Here is a 20001-nt window from a genome sequence, read left to right as displayed (position 1 = left end):
CAACGCGGGAGGCGGGCGGCCGGATCTGGGAGCCGTTCGTGAGGTGTTCATTCCACAGGGGATGATCATCAAGAATGTCGGGGACAAGCTCGTCGTCTACGACCTCGACGGGTTCATCGAGCCACGGGAGAAGATCCTCACCGACGGGACGCTGACCGAGTTCCGCGAATGGGAGGTCGCCGAGCGGACCGAGGTGTTCGGTTCGATCGCGCACCGGTTCAGCGAGTACGGCAAGTCCGGGTTCCTCGACGGAGTGTGGTTCGAGGGCTCCGGCCACAAGACCACCCAGTTCGTCCGGACGCCCGCCGGCTGGCGGATGAGCGCGATGGCCTGGGACGACGTTCTATAGGGCCGGGCCGTAGGGCGGTCCGGTCGTAGGCCGGCGTATGGCGATCCGGTCCCCCGCGGGCAGCGGGGGACCGGACCTGTGGGGGAGCGGTTACGGGAGCGGCTGCTGCTGGGTCACACCGTGGATGCCGCCGCCGCCCGCGCCGAGGCTGTCGGTGTTGAGCTGCACGACGGTCCGGCCGGGGAAGGCCCGCTGGAGGGTGACCTCGGCCGCGGCGTCCGCGGTGGAGTCACCGAACTGCCGTGGACACGCCCGCCTCGGTGGCGAGCTCCTCCACGCGCAGGCCGCGGACGCCCCGCCGGGCGATGACCCGCGCGGCGCCTTCCATGATTGCCGTTCGACGATCAGCCACGGTTCGACACCCTACCCGGAGCGCGATCACGCCGGCGGATCCGGATTGACCGAATGCCTGGTCAGGGCGTCGATCTCGAACCCCGGCAGGGTGGGCATCCCCTCCAAGGGGGAGAAGTCGAGGTTTCCGATCTTGGCGGTTTCCCCCGTGAACAGGCAGGACCGGAGGTTCGGGAAGGTCTGCGGCAGCCGGTCGATGGCGGACTGCGTGCTGTGTGCGTTGCCGTAGCTCCAGAGCCGGAGACCGGTGATCTGCCCCAGGGCCGTGCCGGCGGGGACGGCCTCGAAAGAGGACGTGTCCAAGTCGAGTGTGTCGAGAGCGGACAGGCCGGACATCCCCCGCCAGTCCTCGGCGGCCCTCGAAGCTTGGAACTCCAGCCTTCGGATCTCAAGCCTCCGGATCGGCAACCCGGCGAGAGGGGAGAGGTCGGCGAGGGCGGGACAGTCGAGGGCCGTGAGCGAGGCGAGCCTCGTCTGGCCGGCCAGGAAACCGAGGTCCGACACCGGGTGGAGGGTGAGGCTGAGCTTTGTCAGCAGGTTCCGGGCGAGGAACGAGCTGAGCGCGGACACGGACACGGCGGCCCGGACGTCCAGCGAGTCCACGGGCACTCCCAGCCGTTCGAGTTGGTGCAGCTGCTCGTCGGACGAGACGGTGTAGTCCAATCCGTCGGGGTCCAGCAGTGCGACGACCTCTTCTGCGTACCGGGCCGTGTCGAAGCGCGACCAGGACCATATGAGCTGGCTTCGCAGCGTGAGGTCCGGTTCGGCGGCGTACCTGGCCAGCAGGGGCATCGCGGCGTCGTACGCGACCCAGGACGCCGCGATGAGCACGTAGCGCCGGTGCAGTGGATCGACGGCTTCCGGGCCGGGCAGGAGGTCCAGTACCAGTGGGCCCACTTCCGCCAGGGCGCGGGCATCGGCCTCGCTGCCCGGCGGGATCAACAGGGCGGTGCGCTCCTCCACGGCCTCTCGGACGGAGGGATCCAGTGTCGTGGCGTGCTCCAGGCAGGCGGCGGCGAGGAGGTAGACGCGGTGGCGGGCACGCCTCTCCCCGGCGCGGTCGCCGCGCCTCAGCAGGTCCTCGAAGAGCGCGACGCGTTCGCGGGGGCGGGCCAGTGCGACCGCCATGCGGATGACGTCCTCCCACTGGTCGTCGTCGGCGTGCGCGGCGAGCAGGCCGAAGTCGCCCTCCTCCACCGCCGCGCGGGCTCCCAGGAAGTCCTGGAAGGTGCGGTGGATGAAGTCCACGGCCCCCGGAGCCGGTTCGCGGAGCAGGCCGCTGCGCTGGAGGAAGTGCTCGAAGACGGTCGGCGCGTCGCCCAGTGCCGCAGCCTCCGGGACGGCGGGTAGGGCCCGGCCGATGATGTCCTCGGCCTGCGAGCGGTCCATTGCCGTACGGCCGTTCTTGATCAGCCAGTACGCGAGCCGTTGGAGCAGCTCGAGCTGCGGCTCCTCGCGGAGGTCGGGGACCTTCATGTCCCGTTCTCGGTCCCGGCGGCTGATCAGCATGGACAGCGCGGCCTCGTACAAGTCCTTCCGGCCGTGAGGGAGATAGCCCCTGCGGTCGCGGTGAAGTGCGCAGATCAGTCCGCACATCAGCGGGTTGGTGGCCAGTCGTCCCAGATCGCCCTTGGTGCGGACCGCGCTGAGGAGCTGAGCCTCGTAGGCGTCGAGTTCGCTACCGGTGTCGGCCCCGGTGCGGGCTGCCGCGTGCCAGCGCCTGATGAAGGTGGCGACGTCGGCGGGCCCCATGGAGGACAGCGTCAGTTCGTCGAACCCGTCCTCCGTGAGCCAGTCCTGGCCGACGGCCGACGGGCGGGAGGTGACCAGCCAGCGGTTGTCGCCGTCGTAGGTCTCGATCAGGTCCCGCAGCCAGCGGCGGGTGCGCTCCCGCTCCGGCTCGGGCACCTCGTCGATGCCGTCCACCAGCACCAGCCCCCGCCCGGCGGTGAGGACCCGGTGCTCCCAGCCCGCCGGCTGGGAGCCCACGAGAGGGCAGCCGGTGGAGGCGAGGAAGTCCTTGGGGGCGGGCAACTGCTGGCCGTGCCGGGTGAGCGTGCGCAGGGGGAGGACGAAGGGGATCCGGTCGTGGAGGTAGGCCGGCCGCTCCGCTCGGTTCCGCTGCGCCGCGGTGACCGCCAGCCACTGGACAAGCGTGGTCTTGCCCGAACCGGCTTCGCCCCGCAGGAGAACACGGGGGCTGTGGGTCAACGCCTGGTCCGCGGGCTGGGGCCGCAGCAGGATCCGCTGGGCCTCCAGGAAGTCGTCTGCGGTTTCGTACGTGTCGAGGGGAATTCCCGTGTCCCCCAGCGGCGTTGCCTCCAGGCTCAGGTACGCCACGTCCAGCGGCCAGCGCGCCGGCGAATTGTTCAGGTCGATCCCGTAGATGGTGAGCTTGGCGTGCTTCCTCGCCACGTACGACAGGTACGTCACCTCGAACGTGGCGTCCGCCGCGTCGGGCAGCGGGCTGCGACGGATCAACTCATCTGTCTTCGAAGTCAGTTCGTCGACAGCCCGGGTCTGGCTGACCAGTGCGTGGGCCGTGAAGGTCTTGCGCTGGGTGAAGAACTCCAGGATGTGCAGCGCGGCGGCGCCGAGCAGGGCCTCGTAGACGTACGCGGCGTCGGCGGAGAGGTGCCGCTCGGGATGGTCGCCCGCGCGGCGCAGCTCGCGGGCGAAGGCCTGCGGGCCCAGCCGGACGGCGTCGACGTCCGTGATCGTGAGGTCGCCGAGGGCGTGCAGGGTGGTGGCGAGGGCGTCGGTGACGGCCTCCTGTTCGTCCGCCGGGATACGGCGCTCGCCCGTGCTGAGGGCCTGTTCGACGAGGGCGGCGGCCAGGGCGCGCACGTCGGACTCGGTGAGGGTGCGCTTCTCGCCCTTGAAGGAGACGTATCCGGAGAGCCGCACCGGTTTGTCGACCAGCCCCGCCCCCGGGGCGTCGGAGACGAAGAACTTCCTGACGAGCGGGCCGATCACGGCCGATGCCAACTTGATCCCGATGGCTGTGGGTTCCACGTGTGCCCTCCCCGTAGAGCTGGGACCGGTGCCGCCGTGATTCTAGAGTGCGCGGTGCCCGCGCCGCCGGGGCGGCGGGCTGCGGCATCATGGCCCGGGGAACGGGTGAGGGGGAGAGCGGTGGCACAGGACGAGGTGCGGGGCGGCGTCGTGGTGGCCGGGCGGTACCGCCTGGAAGGCCGGTTGGGCCGGGGCGGGATGGGCACCGTCTGGCGGGCGACCGACGAACTCCTCGGGCGTCCGGTCGCGATCAAGGAACTGCACCTGGGTGAGGGCGACGGGGACGGTGTCGCCGCAGGGGCGCTGCGCGAGGCGCGTGCCGTGGCACACGTGCGCCACCCCCACGTCGTCGTGGTCCACGACGTCGTCGAGCACGACGGACGCCCCTGCATCGTGATGGAACTGGTCGACGGCGGTTCGCTCGCCGACCTGATCTCCGCGGGGAAGACCCTCACCCCGGTCGAGGCGGCCAGGACCGGACTGGCCCTGCTCGGCGCCCTGACCGCGGCGCACGGCCGGGGGGTGCTCCACCGGGACGTCAAACCGGCCAACGTCCTCATGGAGTCGGGGACCGGCCGGGTGGTGCTCACCGATTTCGGGATCGCCCGGTTCTCCGGGGCCACCACCATCAGCCAGACGGGCGCCTTCGTCGGCTCGCCGGAGTACACCGCTCCCGAGCGGATGCAGGGAGCCGCGGCCGGGCCGGCCGCCGATCTGTGGTCGCTCGGCACGCTCCTGTGCGCCGTGCTGACCGGGGAGTCCCCCTTCCGCCGCGATTCGCTGGGCGGCATCCTGCACGCCGTCGTCTCGGCGGAGATCCGCCCGCCGGTCCAGGCCGGGCCGCTCCTGCCGGTCATCCGGGGGCTGCTGGAACGCGATCCGGAGCGGAGGATGACGGCGCCGGAGGCGGATCAGCTGCTGTCGGCGTACCTGGCCGGTGGCAACCTCGGCCCCGCCGGCGGCGGCCCCTCACCCGCCGACCGCGTGCCCGCATCAGCCGCCGGCGCCGCGCCGGCGCCAGTGGCCAGCCACGCTCACGGCTCCGCGCCCGCTCACGGATCCCCGTCGGCCCCGGCGTCCGAGGGGCTGACGGCCCCGGCCCTGGCTCCGCGTCCGACGGCCAGGCAGTTCGCCGCCACCCGGCCGGGCCCGCGCTTCGGGCTGATCGTGGCCGCCGCCGTCCTGCTGGCCGGTGGGGGATGGGTGGGCGCCGACCGGCTGTTCGGCGTGGAGGAGCCGGGGGAGGGGGCGCGGAGCGCGCCGGTGTCCGCGGCTCCCGGGGCTTCGGCGGCCCCGCCCTCGACCTGGCCCTCCCTTGCCCCGACTCCGGTGGGCGGCGTGACCCGGGGCGGGCCGCCCACCGGATACCGGAACTTCGCCGACCCGCAGGGCTTCACCGTCGCCGTGCCCGAGGGGTACCAGCGGGCCACCGACGACCAGCGGGTCTTCTACATGTCCCCGGACGGGGCCTTCCGCATCGGGATCCGGGTGAAGATGCCGGTGCCCGGCGGCCCGCTCGGAGTGATGCGGCAGGCCCACACCAACGGCCCTGAAACCAACGCCGGTTACCGCGACGGCACGGTCGCGCCGATGATCCACCACGAGCTTCCGTCAGCGCTGTGGGAGTTCACCTGGAATGGTTTCGACCCGGCCGAGGGGGCCCGGCACACTTACGACCTCTACTGGGACGAGAACGGCCGGATGTACGACATCTGGGTCTCCGCCCCCGTCGGTGAACTCGCCGAAGCGAAGCGCTACTTCGACACCGCCGTGGCCACTTTCGTCCCCGGCGCACCCGGATCCGTCGCCCCCTGACCCGATGCTCTGACCCCGATGCTCTGACCCGATGCCTCGCCCCGTCGGCTCCCTTCAGGGACGCAGCACCACCAGCCCGTCGGCCGTCCGCAGGCTGCCCGGTACCAGCGGGCCGTAGGTGCGCGGGAGCACCAGGCCCGGGGCTCCGTCGTCCTGCTGGGCGTCGAAGAGGTACGCGGCCTCCGAGGCGCTGTCGCTGACCAGGTGCGGGCCGTCCGCCCCGGCCGTGGCCCGGGTCAGCGGGGTCCGGAAGAGGATGCGCAGCTGGCGCAGGGTCTCCGCGGTGACCGGTACCGGCGTCGGCTGTGGTTCCGCCGGGAGCCGCGGCCCGTCGACCGGGACCCGCGCGGACTCCGGCCCGCCGGCCCCGGCCGCCACGTCCGTGCCGTCGGCGGCGTCGGTGCCCTCCGCGCAGTCCGCGCCGTCCGGCGGGATCGCCCCCGCCAACAGCAGCGCCAGCAGCACCGGAACCGCCTTGTGCCGGAGCGCCTCGGCGGCCCGGCCCAGCCGGTGCGCGTGCCCGCCGGGCAGTGACAGTGCGAGGCTGCCCGCCGCGTCGCCGAGCGTGAGGGGGACCGGCGCGCACACCACACCGGGGGCGTACTCGCGCAGGTCGAAGACGGGGGCCCCCGGTGCCACCGCGTCGAGCGCGCTGAACAGGGCCCGGCTGTCGGTGATGGTCCGCTCGGTGAGCCGGGCGGGGCGGTGGCGGGCCACGTGGTCGGCGCGGCCGTCGTGGTCGAGCTGGCTCAGCAGGCACTTGCCCACCGCGCTGGCGTGGGCGGCGTCCCGGAAGTCCACCCACTCCCGCACGGGCGGGGCGCCGGGCCCGTCCGCCATCTGGGTGATCCGGACCTCCCCCTCCGCGTACCGGCTCAGGTACACGGCCGCGCCCGCGCTGTCCCGGGCCAGGGCCAGCGTGCGCTGCAACTGGCCCGCCAGGCCCCGGCCGCCCGGGGCCAGCCGGTCGAGCGCCGGGCCGGGGGCGTAGACCCCGACGCCGGGCCGGTACGCGTATTCCTCCTCGCAGAGCATCGACAGCAGCGGCCCGAGCTCCGCTTCGGCGAGGCCCGTCTCCCGCCCGAGCCGCCCGGCCCGTACGCCGAGCGGCCGCCGCTGCAGGACCCGTACGACGGCCAGGGCGCGCCGCGCGGCCGCCAGGTCCTCGCTCCCGCCGGGCTGGACGACGGTCCCGCGGGCCGCCGCCGTCAGCGCGGGGTGGCGCAGCGGGCCCGGCCCCAGCGGGGGCGGCCGTACCGGAGCGGCGGGCGGCCGGAACGCGTCCAGCGCCCGGGACACCCCCGGCCTGGGCAGCGGCACCGTGCCCAGGTCGGGGTCGTCGAGCTGGTCGACGTAGCGCAGGACGGCCGCCTGCGTGCACAGCCGTACCTCCCGGAGTTCCCGGCGCCCGCTCGGCCGGAAACGGCGCCGGCCCAACTCCCGCGCCCAGAGCCGGGCGTCGTGGTGCTCGCCGCGCCGCGAGTGGTCGAGGAAGAGGCAGTACGCGGCATGCGTGGTCCGGCTGCGCCCGGACCCGGCGGCGAACTGCCACCAGAACCGGGCCCCTTCGCGGAGTCCGGCCAGGTGCAGCAGGCAGCCGAAGACGACGGCTCCGGGCAGGTCGGCGTGGCCGTCGCTCTCGAACGCGTCGAGCCGCTCCCGGGCCCCCGTGGCGCATACGGAGGACAGGCAGGCGGCCTTGAGGTCGCGCCCGGCCCGCTCCGCGTCCAGCGGCAGGTCGCGCAGGGGATCGCTCCAGCCGGGCGGGCGGCGCCGGCCGTGGGGTACACCGCGCCCGAGTGCCGGGGCGGTGAGCGGTTTCGAAGCGGGAGCATTGGCATCGGCGGCCCGCAGCAGCCGGGCCTCCGCCGCACCCAGGTCGTAGCGCGGATAGCGGTCGCGCACGCTCGCCCGGGCCAGGAACTGCTCCAGGGAACGCGGGAGCCCGCCGTCCTCGCGCCGGGTTCCGCGGCTCGATTCGCGGCTCATGACTCGGCGGACGCGTCGAGGAGCCGGGCCAGTCGCCGCTGCGCCTGGCCGAGCTGTGCGCGGACCGTGGCCTCGTCCACACCCATGATCGCGGCTGCTTCGCCGGGGGAGCACTGGAGTCCGTACCGCAGCAGCACGGCGTCGCGCTGCCGTTCGGCGAGCCGGGAGAGGGCGGAGTAGAAGCGGATGGTGTCGGTGAGCACCTCGTACTGGTCGGCTTCCGCGTGGGCCTCCTTGAGCGCTGCTTCGAAGGCACTGGTGTCCATCGGCTCCGGCCAGGGGCTGCGGCGGAACTGGCGGTCGATCAGCCGCTGTTTGAGTACGGTCCACGCGTAGGCGTCGAGGCGGTCCATGTGCAGCATCCGCAGCCATTCGCCCATGATCGAGTCGAAGGCGGCGTCGACCGCTTCCTCGGCCGCCGCGTCCGAGCCCAACTGCAGGTACGCGAACCGCATGTAGGCCGGGCGCCGGTCGGCGTGGAAGGCCCAGTACGACAGGCGCGCCGTCGAATTCCACTGGCTCATGGGCGTCGGCCTCCGTCGCCGGCTCGGCAGCCCCACGGCCCCGCCACCGGACTCCTCCGCACCAGTGCCATCGCTCACCGCTCCACCCCATCCCGTGTGCGGGGCAAGGAAATCAGCGCGGGCGCACTCGGAGGGCGCAGAGACGAAAGCTGGAGAGATTACGGTCGGTGATGATCGCGTGCTGATCGAAGTCGATCGAGCACACGCTCAACCAGCGCAAACGCATATGCCATTCTCCTGTGCGTCCGTTTTGCGCCCCGTCGGACCACACGACGTGTGACCATCCCAAGATTCACTCGTTTGTCGGAGAGTGGGTACAACACAGCGATTCGGTTCCACCGCCGTGGAGCAGGCCGAGGCCGTCCTCGTCGAGCACTACCCCCAGTTGGTACGCCTCGCCTACGTGACGCTCCCCGTCACCCTGGGCCGCCATACCCGGGTACTGCGCGCGCACAAGGCGGTCCAGAGGGCACTCCCGCGCGGCGGGCGCGGCAGTACGCACGCACCGGCCGGGCCCGACGGGCCGGGCGGCCCCTTGGCGCAGGTGCGCGTACGGGTCCTGCGTGCGAGCCTCGCTCCGTCCGGCCGGGCCCGCCTCACCGCGGCCGGGCTCGGGTGGCCACCGGTGCCACCGTTCGTCTGGGGGCTGCGGCTGTGGCCTCCGGCGGGCGGTATCGACGAGGCCGCCCGGGCTCTGGGCGCGGCGCCGGGGCCGGTCCGGGCCGCCTTCGTGCTGCACGGCCTGGACGGACTGCCCGAGGAGGCGGTGGCCCGGCTGCTCGCCGCGGCCGGGGTGGCGGACCCGGCGGACGCGGTGCGGGAGGCGCTGGCCGCCTGGGGAGGGTGGGCCGACGGGGGCGGTTTCCCGGGGACGGGTCCGGGGTCGAGGGCGGTGGCGGTGGCGGTGCCCGTGCGGGTGCCAGTGCCGGTACCGGTGCCCGTGCTTCTACGGGTGCGGGAGCCGGCGCCCGTGCCGGCTCCGGTGTCGACGGCGGCGCCGGGGGGATCGACGGGGAAACGCTCCTGCGGGCCCCGGGCGGTGTCGAGTTCGATGCCGCCGTAGTCAGCGCCCGCCCCACCGACCTGCTGCGCCGCCGCCGCCGTACCCGGGCCGGCTGGACCGCCGCGGTCGCGTTGGCCCTGGCCGCCGGCATCCTCGCGGCCGACGGGTCAGCGCCCCGCCCCGAGGCGTCCCCGCTCGCCGGACCGGCCGTCGCCGGGGCGCTGGACCCCGCCCGGCTGGTCCGCGTTCCTGCCGAGGCCTGGGCGGACACCGCCCGCGTCGACTTCACCACCTGGCCCGCCCGGGGCAGCCGCAGCGCCGACCGGGGCCTGCTCGCCCGCGCCCTGGCGGCCTGGGCCTCCCGGCCCCGGGAGGTGGCGGCGACGGCCGCGCCGGGGACGGCCACCGACGCACCGCTGCGCGCGCCGCAGCTGCTGTACGCGGGGAACGTCGCCGGGCGGGCGCTCGTCCTGCTGCTCGACGGGGACCGGGTGGTGCGCTACGGCGAAGCCGCCGGGGGACCGCGCGGCCGGGAGCTCGCGTTCGCCCGTACCGACGAGGCGAACGTGACCACCGCCGCCGCGCTGACGCTGAGCCGGTCCGGCGGGGACGGAGGCGGAAGCGGGGACGGAAGCGGGGGCGGAGGGCGGGCCCGGTACCTGCTCGCGCCGTGGATCGCCAAGGCAGGCACCCGCGACCTGCTCCGGACCGGGGACGCGGCCAAGCCGCTTGCCGTCTCCGCCGACGGGGTCACCGAGGAGACCGCGGTGCCCCGTACCGACGGTGGCGGCGGAGCATGCGCGGCGTGGCCCGTGCTGGAGCTGACCTCCTCCGCCCGCATCGTGGAGAAGCACGCCTTCGTCCTCGCCGACCTGGGCGCGCTGGCCCCCGTACACCTGACCTACACGCCGCTGCCCGACGGCCCGGCCGCGGTGGCCGCGCGCCAGCCGCGCGAGGCCACCGGCCCGGCCGCGCGGGCGGCGTGGGCGCCGGTCGCCTGCAGGCTGCGGGAGTACCGGGCCGGCGGGGTACGGGCCGTCAACGTCTGGGACTTCGCCGAGTCCGAACTCCCCGACCGTGCGGGCCGGGCCGTCTGGACCTGCACCCGGGCCTCCGGCTGGGCCGGTTCGGGTGAGGTCCTGGTCCAGCTGCGGCTGCCCGCCGGACCCCCGCAGGACGTGGCACGGTCCCGCGAGACCGCCGCGTGCGGCCGCTTCGGGCAACACCTGCTCGCGGGCACCCGGTGGCGTTCGCCGGCCGGCCGCTGGTACCTGCTGGCGGCGGGCAGCCGCGAGGTCGTGGGCATCACGGCTGCCGGTGCCGTCCGCGCGGAGGCCACCGGCCGGACCCTGGCCGCCCCCGCCCCGGCCCCCGCACCCGTCTCCGCCGCCGGTCCGCAGGGGCCCGCGGCCACCCTGACGGGCAGGCTGGCGAGCGGTGTCCGGATCACCGCCGTCGACGGCGCCCGGGGCGGCCGCGACTGACCGCCCGCCGTCGCCACCGCCCGCCGGAGCACCGTCCGTGGCCGCCACGGACGGTGTCCCGCCGGGGCGGACGGCGGTTCGGGTGCTCCCCGGCCCGCTGTACCATGGCGGCAACGCGAGGGCCGTGACGGAGAGGTCACAGTCCTCGCTTTTGCGTTACACCCCTCACGTCCACCCCGAAGAAATGCGGCGCGTGGCGTTTAGCCGGTTCGATACGATGAACCGCACGTCACGTAGTACCGGCATATATGAAATGGAGCATCCGAGGATGGCTCGACACCTGATCACCAGCGCGCTTCCCTACATCAACGGGATCAAGCACCTGGGCAACATGGTCGGGTCGATGCTTCCGGCGGATGTGTACTCCCGGTACCTCCGCCAGCGCGGCCACGACGTCCTCTACATCTGCGCCACCGACGAGCACGGCACCCCCGCCGAGCTCGCCGCGAAGGCGGCCGGCCTCTCGGTCGCCGAGTTCTGCGCGCAGGCCCACGACGCCCAGAAGGCGGTCTACGACGGCTTCGAGCTGTCCTTCGACTACTTCGGCCGCAGCTCCTCGGAGCAGAACCGCGAGATCACCCAGCACTTCGCGCGCCAGCTCCAGAAGAACGGCTTCATCGAGGAGCGCGCGATCCGGCAGGTCTACTCGCCGGTCGACGGCCGCTTCCTGCCGGACCGCTACGTAGAGGGCACCTGTCCGCACTGCGGCTACGACAAGGCCCGCGGCGACCAGTGCGAGAACTGCACCCGCGTCCTGGACCCCACGGACCTGATCGAGCCCCGCTCGGCCATCTCCGGCTCCACCGAGCTGGAGGTCCGCGAGACCACGCACCTCTTCCTCCTCCAGTCCAAGCTCCAGCACGAGGTCGAGGCCTGGGTCGCGGAGCACGAGGAGGAGTGGCCGCAGCTGGCTTCCTCCATCGCCCGCAAGTGGCTGACCGAGGGCCTGCACGACCGCGCCATCACGCGCGACCTCGACTGGGGCGTCCCGGTACCGGCCGACACGTGGCCCGATCTGGCCGCCGCCGGCAAGGTGTTCTACGTCTGGTTCGACGCCCCGATCGAGTACATCGCCTCCACCAAGGAATGGGCGGACGCCGACCCGGCGAACCGCGACTACAAGTCCTGGTGGTACGAGGCCGAGGACGTCCGCTACACCCAGTTCATGGCCAAGGACAACGTCCCGTTCCACACGGTGATGTTCCCCGCCACCGAGCTCGGCGTCCGTGAGCCGTGGAAGATGGTCGACTACGTCAAGGCCTTCAACTGGCTGACGTACTACGGCGGCAAGTTCTCCACCTCGCAGAAGCGCGGCGTCTTCACCGACCAGGCGCTGGAGATCCTCCCGGCCGACTACTGGCGCTACTTCCTCATCGCCAACGCGCCCGAGTCCGACGACTCCTCCTTCACGTGGGAGCACTTCACCGCCACGGTGAACAAGGACCTCGGCGGCACCCTCGGCAACTTCGTCAACCGCGTGCTGACCTTCTCCCGCAAGCGCTTCGGCGACGAGGTCCCGGCGGGCAACGCCGCCGGTGAGGCCGAGGCCAAGCTGGGCGCGCAGATCGCCGCGCTGCTCGCCGAGTACGAGGACCACATGGAGGCGCTCCAGTACCGCAAGGCCGCCGCCGCGCTGCGCGCCCTGTGGTCCGCCGGAAACGCCTACCTCGACGAGAAGGCGCCCTGGCTCGAGGTCAAGACCGACCTGGAGGGCGCGGCGCTCACCCTGCGCACGGCGATGAACCTCATCCACCTCTACTCGGTGGTCTCCGAGCCGTTCATCCCGGCCTCGGCGCGCGCCATGCGCTCCTCGTTCGACCTCGCCGACGACACGGCCACCTGGATCACCCCGGAGCAGGCCGCGTCCCTCGACGCGGTACCGGCGGGCACGCCGTTCACCGTTCCGCCGGTGCTCTTCGCGAAGATCACCGAAGAGGACCTGGAGTCGTACCGCGAGCGCTTCGGCGGCAACCCGGACGCCTGAGCCGGACCTGCCCGCCGGCCTGGCCGGGGCGGGCCTTCCAGTCGATGAGGCAGGCCGTCCAGCCGACCGGGCAGGCCTTCCGCCGATGAACCGACGCAGGGGCGCGACCCGTTGGGGTCGCGCCCCCGCGCGCGTGGGTCACGGCCGTACGCCCCCGAAGGCCCGCGGGTTGAACCGGGTCAGCGCGTGCTCCTCGCGCAGGAATTCCAGCCGCCGCAGCGCCGACGCACCGTAGAAGTCCTCCAGCAGCTCCGCGTCCAGCTCGTGGTGGCCGTACAGGTACGGGCGCCCCTTCGCTTGCGCGCAGGCCGCCAGCAGCCGGCGCAGCACCCCCTGCGGCACGGGTTCGACGAAACGGTCCGGGCCGATGTGCCCGAACTCCCCTTCGAGGACGAGTCGTTCGACGTGGTCGCGGCGGGACAGTGCCTGGAGCACGTACCGGACCCCTACGGAGTCGTGGCGGAGGCGTGCCGGGTCCTGCGTCCCGGAGGGACGCTGATCATCGACACCATCGCCGATACGAAGCTGGCCCGACTGGTCTCCATCACCCTCGGCGAGAACCTTCCCCTCCCCGGCCGGCCGCCCCGCGGCACCCATGACCACCGGCTCGAATGGGCCGGGCGGGTGAACACCGGCCACGGCGCACCCGGGTGCGGGGGCACCTTGGGCGGGGGAGTGCGGAGAGCGGCTCCGCCGCCCGGTACGGGGCCGGGGCCGGGCCGGTGACTCCTGTGGCCCGAAGGGGGCCGCCGAGGGCGGATCTTGACCTGTCTGGCGCGTATCGAAGCACCGCCGTGATCGTTTCTTCAGACGTAGCCTCATCCCTGCTGCGGAATCGGGAGAACGCGCGGTGACCGCTTGGCAGTACTTCGCCGGGGCCGGCCTGGTGGCGGCGCTCTGCCCGCTGCACGGCCACGTGGAGGTCGCCGGAGACGGCCACGGCCGCGGGGCCAGGGTCGACCTGTGCGTTCCGGCCGGGCAGCCGCAGCCGCACCCGCACCCGCAGCCGCGGCCGTCCGGGGGCCGGCCCCCCGCGCCGGCCGGGCCGACCTCCGGGGTACTGCTGCCCGGCCCGGCCGGGCCGACGGGGCGCCACCCGGGGCTGGGGCCGTTCGCTCCCGCGCAGCCCGGCGCCCGGGCGGCGGAGCCCGCGCCGGGGCCGACGGCGCAGGCAAGGCCCGCTGCGGCGCAGCCGCGGGCGGCCGCGCCGCAGGAGGCCGGGGTCACGAAGCCGGCTCCGGGCGGAGCGGTGGCTCCGCGGCGGGTCGCAGCGGGGGCCGGGGCGGCGGGGCGGTTCCACGTGCGCCCGTACCACTCCGCGGCCCTGGCTCGGCGCGGCCCGGACGGGATGTCCACCCTGATGCTCATGGTCGTCGTCACGACCCCGGCGGTGCTCGCGGCCGTCGCGCTGCGGCCCCGTTCCAGGAGCCGCGGCTAACGTTCAGTCCGCTCATTTCGACCTACGGAGAACCCTCGTGTCCGAATGGCTGGTCCTGGCCATCGCCATGGCGCTCGTCTGCGCCCTCGTCCTCGCCTTCACCGCGATCCGGCACCGCCGGGTCGCCGACGACGAGGACACCAGCGAAACCCCCGATGTCCTCGAGTACATGGTGATGATGGTCGGTGTGGTCTACGCGATCGTGCTCGGCCTTGCCATCGCGGGCGTCTGGGAGGCGCGCGGCGCCGCCGAGGACAGCGTGCGCCGCGAGGCCCAGTCCCTGTACGAGGTCACCCAGCGGGCCGATGTCTACCCGGTCGCAGTCCGCGACCGGATCCGCGGCGAGGTGGACGCGTACGTGTCCCACACGGTCAGCGTGGACTGGCCGCGGCTGACCTCCGGGGCGCCGGTGTCCGCGGAGGGCGGCGAGCTGCTCGGGAAACTGCGCAGCGACGTGACCCACCAGAGCCCGGGCAACGAGCTGCAGGCGCAGGCCTACCAGCCGCTGCTGGACCACATCGCGGCCGCCGACGACGCCCGCCACGAGCGGACGCAGAGCGACGAGTCGACGCTGCCCGGGGTGGTCTGGCTGGGTCTGGCGGCGGGCGGGCTGGTCACCGTCGGCTTGATCTTCACCCTGCAGATCCGGCGGTCGGGGCGGGAACTGCTGCTCGCGGGGATGTTCAGCGCGCTGATCGTGTTCCTGCTGTTCATGGTGTGGAGCTTCGACGCGCCCTTCGGGCGGGACGGAATCGATTCGGCGGCGCCGTTCCAGGACCTCTTCCCGTCCCTGTCCCTGTCCGTGGCCGCCGGACGCTGATCTCCGGCGGCTGATCGCCGGTTGCTGGTCTCCGGCGGCTGATCGCCGGCCGCCGGACGCCGACGGCCGGCCCCGGCTCAGCTCCCCGACAGGGACGACTGCCGTCGGCATTCGGCCACCACCGGCGAGTTCCGCAGGGCGTGCGAGATCCGCAGGAGGTCGCGCGGACCGTCGGTGGCCGGCGGGGCCCCCTCTTCGCTGGCCCCGATGACCCGCCCCTCGGGATCGGCGGCCCGGGCGCGTACGGCGGCCGCGACCATGGCCGCGTCGGCGACGGCCCGTGCGGTCTCCTCGTCGGCGCCGGCCCCGAGGGCCCGCGTGAGGGCGTCGTCCCGGTGGCCCTGGTCGAAGTACGGGCCGAGGTGCAGGAAGCTGTCGTGGATGTCGGACTCGCGCTGGATCATCCGCAGCTCCGCGGCGGACCACCACGCCATCCGCACGCTCGGGGCGCCTTCGGGCCCGCAGCTGCGCACCTCGCGCCAGAGCGTGCCCAGACGCCGGTACGTGGACCAGTTCTGCCAGTTGTCGGACAGCCGCTGGCACACCAGCGGGAGCACGAAGCCGACGGCGCTGATGTTGCCTCCGATGGAGGCGACGGGCGGCGCGACGGAGGTGCTCAGCCAGTCCAGGTCGTGGCCGGACCAGCGGGCCACGACGGCGGTCATCTTGGTCGCGTCGTAGCAGAGGTTGAAGACGTACCCCATGACGATGATCATGAGGCCGGCGCGGAGCCAGCCGCGCACCTGGAGGGACCAGCGCCAGCACATCGCGACCATGACGATGGCGGCCGCGTTGTGGGCCACCAGGTAGAGGGCGATCATCTCCCGGATGAAGGGGGTGTTGGCGTAGTAGGTGTCGAAGTCCCGCAGCCGCTCCACCGGGGCGTCACCGAGGGCGAACAGCACCATCAGTGCCACGATCACGGCGGAGTAGCCGAGGATCCAGGTCCGCGAGACGCGCCGGGTCTCCTCCGGGGGGCCGCCGCGCCAGTTGACGATCAGTACGAGGCAGGCGGCGCTGAAGGCGGTGATCAGGCAGTAGACGAACGGGGCCGAGAAGTTGGGTATGCCGGTCCAGCGGTTGACGGCCGCGATCGTGGGAGGGGCGGCGAAGGTGAAGACGGCGCCCGCCAGGGTGAGCAGGGCGCAGACCGACCGCACGAGCGGATCGCGCCAGTTGTTCCGTAGCGTCGGCAGTTTGAAGGCGAGTGCGATCGCCATCGCGGCTGCCGGTGTGTAGTAGTCCTGGCCTTTCAACGGTCGTTCCTGTGCCCCCGGTATCCGAGCGCGGCCTCGATGCGGCCGGCCAGCTGATCCCGCTGTGCCGGGGCCCGGTGGCTGGCCGATCCGGCCAGCCAGGTTCGACACCGGCTGCCCAGCAGCAGACCGAAGGTTTCCGCCTCGGTCTCCTCCTGGACGTCGGCGCGCGTGCGCGCGGCGACGCGGCGTACGGTCTCGCCGATGTCCGCCTCGTCCGACAGCAGCCGGGCGGCGACGGCGGCGCCGTCGACGTGGTGGCTGCAATGGCCGGCCTTCATGTGCCACAGCTCGTGCCCGAGGATCACCAGTTGGTGGTCGGGTGCGGTGCGTTCCTCGATGACCACCAGATCGCGGTCCGCCATGTCGAGCCACAGTCCGCTGGCCGTCCCCGGCGGGAACGAGGCCATCCGGAATTCCACCGGGCGGCCGCGGTACTTGCTCATGCCCTCGCAGAGGGCGGCGTAGAGGTCCTCAGGTTCCACGGGCGCCGACAGGTTGATACCTGCCACCAGCTCCCCGCACAACCGCCGCTGCTCTCTGCCTATGCTCACCGTTCTCCCCGTCGGCGCGGATCCGGATCAGGACTCAAGGTTCAGACCCAGACTTTCGACTGGGTCAGGATTCGTTCGGTTTGACGCTTTCGAGAAGCATGTCCAGCCATTCGGTCACCTTGTCCCGGTGCTTGTCGCTGGGCAGTTGGGCGGCTCTCCAGGCGATGCCCCGTACGCCGTGGTTCTGGAGAAGTCTTGCCAGTGGATCGCCCGTCGAAGCGGCCGGGGTGGGTGAGGTTTCCCGTGCGCGGCCCGCGAAGTCCTGGAGCAGCTGTTGCTCGGTGCGCTGGAGGGCGTCCGTGAGCGCGTCGGCGTCGTTCGCGGTGAGGAATCCGGCGTGCACTCCGAAGAAGCGCTGGATCGCGTCACAGTGTTCCATGGTCGGCCGTCGGTCGCCGTTGATCAGGGCCCCGGCCTGCTGGCGCGACATGGCGGCGCCGTCGGCGATCTCCTGCTGCGTGTAGCGGCGGCCGTTGGGCTTGACGCGGGTGCGCCGCAGGAGGTCGAGGCGCTGGAGGAACCGGGTCTGGAGGTCGAGTTCACCGGCGGGCCGGCCGTCCAACAAGCTCCGCACCACGTCGGCGGGGACACCCGAGGCCTCGGAGAGTCGGCGCAGGTCGAAGACCTGGTTCAGGTCACGGCCCAGCTTGCCGGCGAGTTCTGCGACCCGCGTGACGGTGGCTGCCAGGAGCGTGTTGGCCACCGCGACGGGAGCCGGGAAGCCGTCTGTCACCAGTGGTTCTCCTAGATCGCGCGAGGTCGGGGTACGGGCACGTGGTCGGCCCCCGCAATCTATCCGCTCTCCCCCTGTACGGCTAGAACTTGCCACATCTGTGGCGGGAAGGAGCTGTCAAGAGGCTGGAATTGCCACAATAGTTGACACTCGAATGAAGTCGGTAGCAGGATCGCCACACGGAAATGAAGATCCAGACCGTAATAAAGAGGGGGAGCTCTCGGTGCCACATCTCGCAGCGGTGAGCCCGTCCGATGGCCTCGCCCACATTGTTGGGGAGCGCCTCGCGGGCGAGGAGTCCGCACGCGGCGCCGTGCGGTCGGAGCGACGCAAGGAGATTTTGCGCCAGCGCCGGGAGGAACTGGGGCTGAGCCAGGAAGACCTGGCGGCGCGGCTGCGCATCAGCGTGCGCGCCTACGGGAACTGGGAGCGCGGCCTGGTCAAGGAGTGGACGGACCGCAAACTGCTCGCCCTGGCCGAGGCCCTGGAGATGAGCGAGCGTCAGTGCTTCTGGCTCTTCCGGGTCATGGTCGACCGCGACCCGCCGCCCACCTGGCGCGCGGCCGAGGAGAACCGGCTGCCCGACGATCCGGCGCAGCGCGACTACTTGTGCGACTACGCGGCCCTCATGGAGGCCGTGCCCTACCCGAGCTTCCTGGTGGACCACCGCTGGGACGTGGCCCTGACCAACTCGGCGTTCGACCGGCTCTTCCAGTCGGTGCGCCCGCATCCGACCGCCCTCCCGGACGACAACTTCCTGCGCTTCGTGCTGTTCCACCCGGACGCCGCGGCCGTGCTGGAGGACCACGAACCGGCCTGGTGCGTACCCCTGCTGGCCCGCTTCGCGACCGCGCTGGCCGCGGCCCCCGAGGACGAGGGGCTGCGCAGCATCCGTCAGGAGGTGGCCCGTGACCCGTTCATGGAGGCCGCCTACCGGTACGGAGTGCCGCACTGGCTGACGACCCACGGGGCCGAGGCCGCCGAACAGGACGGTGCCGTACGCACCGTGCGCCACCCGGACCCGGGCTGGGGCCTGGTGCGCTGCCGGATGGTGGCGGAATCCGGCCCGATGCTCGACGGCATGGGCCTGACCCGCATGACGCTGGTCCTCTCGATGCCGCAGGGCCGGCCGACGGGGCCGCTGCAGGGTGGTCCGGGCGCGCAGCCGCACCAGGCGCCGCGGCTGCGGGCCGTGCCGTCGCCGGTGGACTGACCCGGCGGGGCAGACTGGTGCCACGAAACGTGGCACTGCGAAGGGCGGGATGGACGTGCGGCTGACGATCCTCGGCGGGGGCGGTTTCCGGGTACCGCTGGTCTACGGAGCCCTGCTCGGCGATCACGCCGAGGGCAGGGTGTCGCACGTGACCCTGTACGACGAGGACTCCGGCCGGCTCCGGGCCATGGCCCGGGTCCTCGCGGACCAGGCCGCCGGGATCGCGGACGCCCCGGCCGTCACGGCCACCACCGACCTCGACGAGGCCTTGCGCGGCGCCGACTTCGTGTTTTCGGCCATTCGCGTCGGCGGGCTGGAGGGACGGGCCGCCGACGAGCGGATCGCCCTGGCCGAGGGAGTGCTGGGCCAGGAGACGGTGGGCGCGGGCGGGATCGCGTACGGCCTGCGGACCGTGCCGGTGGCCCGCGAGATCGCGCGCAGGGTGGCGCGTACCGCCCCGGAGGCCTGGGTGATCAACTTCACCAATCCGGCCGGGGTGGTCACGGAGGCCATGGCCGAGGAACTCGGCGACCGGGTCATCGGCATCTGCGATTCGCCGGTCGGGCTCGGGCGTCGCATCGCCCGGCTGCTCGGCGCCCGGCCCGAGGACGCCTGGATCGACTACGTCGGCCTCAACCACCTGGGCTGGGTGCGCGGGCTGCGGATCGGCGGGCGCGACGAACTGCCGCGGCTGCTGGCGGACGACCGGGCGCTGGAATCCTTCGAGGAGGGCCGGCTGTTCGGGGCCGAGTGGCTGCGCTCGCTCGGGGCGATCCCGAACGAGTACCTGCACTACTACTACTTCAACCGCGACACGGTCCGGGCCTACCAGGAGGCGAAGCAGACGCGCGGGGCGTTCCTGCGCGACCAGCAGCGCGGGTTCTACGCCGAGGCCGGGCGGCCGGACCCGGCGCCCGGGACGGCGCTGGCCGCCTGGGACCGGACCAGGGCCGAGCGCGAGGCGACGTACATGGCCGAGAACCGCGAGGTCGCGGGGGTCGGCGAGCGCGAGGAGAGCGACCTCGAATCGGGCGGGTACGAGAAGGTGGCCCTCGCCCTGATGCGCGCCATCGCCCGTGACGAGCGCGCCACCCTGATCCTGAACGTTCGCAATCGCGGGACGCTGTCCGTGCTCGACGCCGAGGCCGTCATCGAGGTGCCCTGCCTCGTCGACGCCAATGGGGCCCACCCCGTCGCCGTGGATCCGCTGCCGCTGCACGCGGTGGGCCTGGTGACCTCGGTCAAGGCCGCCGAGCGGGAGGTCCTCGCCGCCGCGGCGAGCGGGTCGCGGGCCGACGCGGTCAAGGCCTTTGCGCTGCATCCGCTGGTGGACTCGGTCAAAGTGGCCCGGCGGCTGCTGGACGGGTACGCGGCGGAGCATCCGGGGCTGGGCTACCTGCGCTGAGGCCGGGCCGGCCCCGGCCGTTGCGGGCCCTGCCGTGCGGGCCCCGGCCGGCTCACCCGTACGGTCCA

Annotated in this window: 15 protein-coding genes and 3 pseudogenes; 10 read left to right on the top strand and 8 right to left on the bottom strand. The window is 73.1% G+C overall.

Annotated elements, in window-relative coordinates:
• Window positions 1–61: 61 nt before the first annotated feature.
• Window positions 62–349 carry a hypothetical protein gene (locus tag OTB20_RS19130; RefSeq protein WP_267758795.1) on the top strand — a complete coding sequence of 96 codons (288 nt, stop codon included), beginning with the start codon at window positions 62–64 and terminating at the stop codon, window positions 347–349.
• Window positions 350–439: 90 nt separating this feature from the next.
• Here OTB20_RS19130 and OTB20_RS19125 read toward each other — a convergent pair.
• From OTB20_RS19125 to OTB20_RS19115, 3 genes and pseudogenes are all read right to left on the bottom strand, one after another.
• Window positions 440–529: pseudogene (locus OTB20_RS19125) on the bottom strand (hypothetical protein); the annotation flags it as partial.
• A 55-nt stretch (window positions 530–584) separates the two neighbouring features.
• Window positions 585–677 (bottom strand): annotated as a pseudogene (locus OTB20_RS19120) (TetR family transcriptional regulator); the annotation flags it as partial.
• A gap of 50 nt (window positions 678–727) precedes the next feature.
• Window positions 728–3715 carry an NACHT domain-containing protein gene (locus OTB20_RS19115; protein ID WP_267819048.1) on the bottom strand — a complete coding sequence of 996 codons (2988 nt, stop codon included), beginning with the start codon at window positions 3713–3715 and terminating at the stop codon, window positions 728–730.
• Between the two features lie 120 nt (window positions 3716–3835).
• On the opposite strand from OTB20_RS19115, the gene OTB20_RS19110 reads away from it, so the two are divergent.
• Window positions 3836–5530: a serine/threonine-protein kinase gene (locus tag OTB20_RS19110; protein WP_267819046.1), complete on the top strand. Its 1695-nt coding sequence runs from the start codon at window positions 3836–3838 to the stop codon at window positions 5528–5530.
• A gap of 444 nt (window positions 5531–5974) precedes the next feature.
• Here the strand turns inward: OTB20_RS19110 and OTB20_RS42815 are convergent.
• A pseudogene (locus OTB20_RS42815) lies at window positions 5975–6691 on the bottom strand (IclR family transcriptional regulator domain-containing protein); the annotation flags it as partial.
• 824 nt (window positions 6692–7515) lie between these two features.
• Window positions 7516–8043, bottom strand: a complete 528-nt coding sequence (locus tag OTB20_RS19100; protein WP_267819043.1) for an RNA polymerase sigma factor — start codon at window positions 8041–8043, stop codon at window positions 7516–7518.
• 310 nt (window positions 8044–8353) lie between these two features.
• On the opposite strand from OTB20_RS19100, the gene OTB20_RS19095 reads away from it, so the two are divergent.
• From OTB20_RS19095 to OTB20_RS19070, 6 genes are all read left to right on the top strand, one after another.
• Window positions 8354–9106 carry a hypothetical protein gene (locus tag OTB20_RS19095; RefSeq protein ID WP_267819041.1) on the top strand — a complete coding sequence of 251 codons (753 nt, stop codon included), beginning with the start codon at window positions 8354–8356 and terminating at the stop codon, window positions 9104–9106.
• Between the two features lie 71 nt (window positions 9107–9177).
• A complete protein-coding gene (locus OTB20_RS19090; RefSeq protein ID WP_267819039.1) occupies window positions 9178–10530 on the top strand; it encodes a hypothetical protein in 1353 nt (450 codons plus the stop codon).
• A gap of 268 nt (window positions 10531–10798) precedes the next feature.
• On the top strand, window positions 10799–12514 hold the full coding sequence (gene metG, locus OTB20_RS19085; protein WP_267819037.1) for a methionine--tRNA ligase: 1716 nt from the start codon (window positions 10799–10801) through the stop codon (window positions 12512–12514).
• A gap of 186 nt (window positions 12515–12700) precedes the next feature.
• On the top strand, window positions 12701–13240 hold the full coding sequence (locus OTB20_RS19080) for a class I SAM-dependent methyltransferase (protein WP_324290395.1): 540 nt from the start codon (window positions 12701–12703) through the stop codon (window positions 13238–13240).
• A gap of 124 nt (window positions 13241–13364) precedes the next feature.
• Window positions 13365–13952, top strand: coding sequence for a hypothetical protein (locus tag OTB20_RS19075; protein WP_267819035.1), 588 nt, complete (start codon window positions 13365–13367; stop codon window positions 13950–13952).
• A 37-nt stretch (window positions 13953–13989) separates the two neighbouring features.
• Entirely contained in the window at window positions 13990–14772 is a 783-nt protein-coding gene (locus OTB20_RS19070; RefSeq protein ID WP_267819034.1) for a DUF4239 domain-containing protein, read from the top strand.
• A 77-nt stretch (window positions 14773–14849) separates the two neighbouring features.
• On the opposite strand, the gene OTB20_RS19065 is transcribed toward OTB20_RS19070, so the two are convergent.
• The 3 genes from OTB20_RS19065 to OTB20_RS19055 form a co-directional block, all read right to left on the bottom strand.
• The gene (locus OTB20_RS19065) at window positions 14850–16028 is read right to left on the bottom strand and encodes an MAB_1171c family putative transporter (protein ID WP_267819032.1); all 1179 of its coding nucleotides are present in this window, start codon (window positions 16026–16028) and stop codon (window positions 14850–14852) included.
• A complete protein-coding gene (locus OTB20_RS19060; protein WP_267755144.1) occupies window positions 16025–16582 on the bottom strand; it encodes a toxin-antitoxin system, toxin component in 558 nt (185 codons plus the stop codon). The genes OTB20_RS19065 and OTB20_RS19060 overlap by 4 nt, the downstream gene beginning before the upstream one ends.
• A gap of 64 nt (window positions 16583–16646) precedes the next feature.
• Window positions 16647–17315 (bottom strand): helix-turn-helix domain-containing protein, encoded by a 669-nt coding sequence (locus tag OTB20_RS19055; RefSeq protein WP_267755147.1) that lies wholly within the window; start codon window positions 17313–17315, stop codon window positions 16647–16649.
• A 241-nt stretch (window positions 17316–17556) separates the two neighbouring features.
• Between OTB20_RS19055 and OTB20_RS19050 the strand changes: the two genes are divergently transcribed.
• On the top strand, window positions 17557–18528 hold the full coding sequence (locus OTB20_RS19050) for a helix-turn-helix domain-containing protein (protein ID WP_267819030.1): 972 nt from the start codon (window positions 17557–17559) through the stop codon (window positions 18526–18528).
• Window positions 18529–18583: 55 nt separating this feature from the next.
• On the top strand, window positions 18584–19933 hold the full coding sequence (locus tag OTB20_RS19045; RefSeq protein WP_267819307.1) for a 6-phospho-beta-glucosidase: 1350 nt from the start codon (window positions 18584–18586) through the stop codon (window positions 19931–19933).
• Window positions 19934–20001: the final 68 nt, after the last annotated feature.

The organism is Streptomyces sp. H27-H1 (genome assembly GCF_026627445.1).
Classification (GTDB): domain Bacteria; phylum Actinomycetota; class Actinomycetes; order Streptomycetales; family Streptomycetaceae; genus Streptomyces.
Note: the sequence above shows the minus strand (reverse complement) of the source record. Positions and strands in the feature narration are given on the sequence as shown.

Coding starts and splice junctions, on each gene's coding strand:
- OTB20_RS19130 (WP_267758795.1), top strand. CDS start 62: ATGATCATCAAGAATGTCGGGGACAAGCTCGTCGTCTACGACCTCGAC.
- OTB20_RS19100 (WP_267819043.1), bottom strand. CDS start 8,043: ATGAGCCAGTGGAATTCGACGGCGCGCCTGTCGTACTGGGCCTTCCAC.
- metG (WP_267819037.1), top strand. CDS start 10,799: ATGGCTCGACACCTGATCACCAGCGCGCTTCCCTACATCAACGGGATC.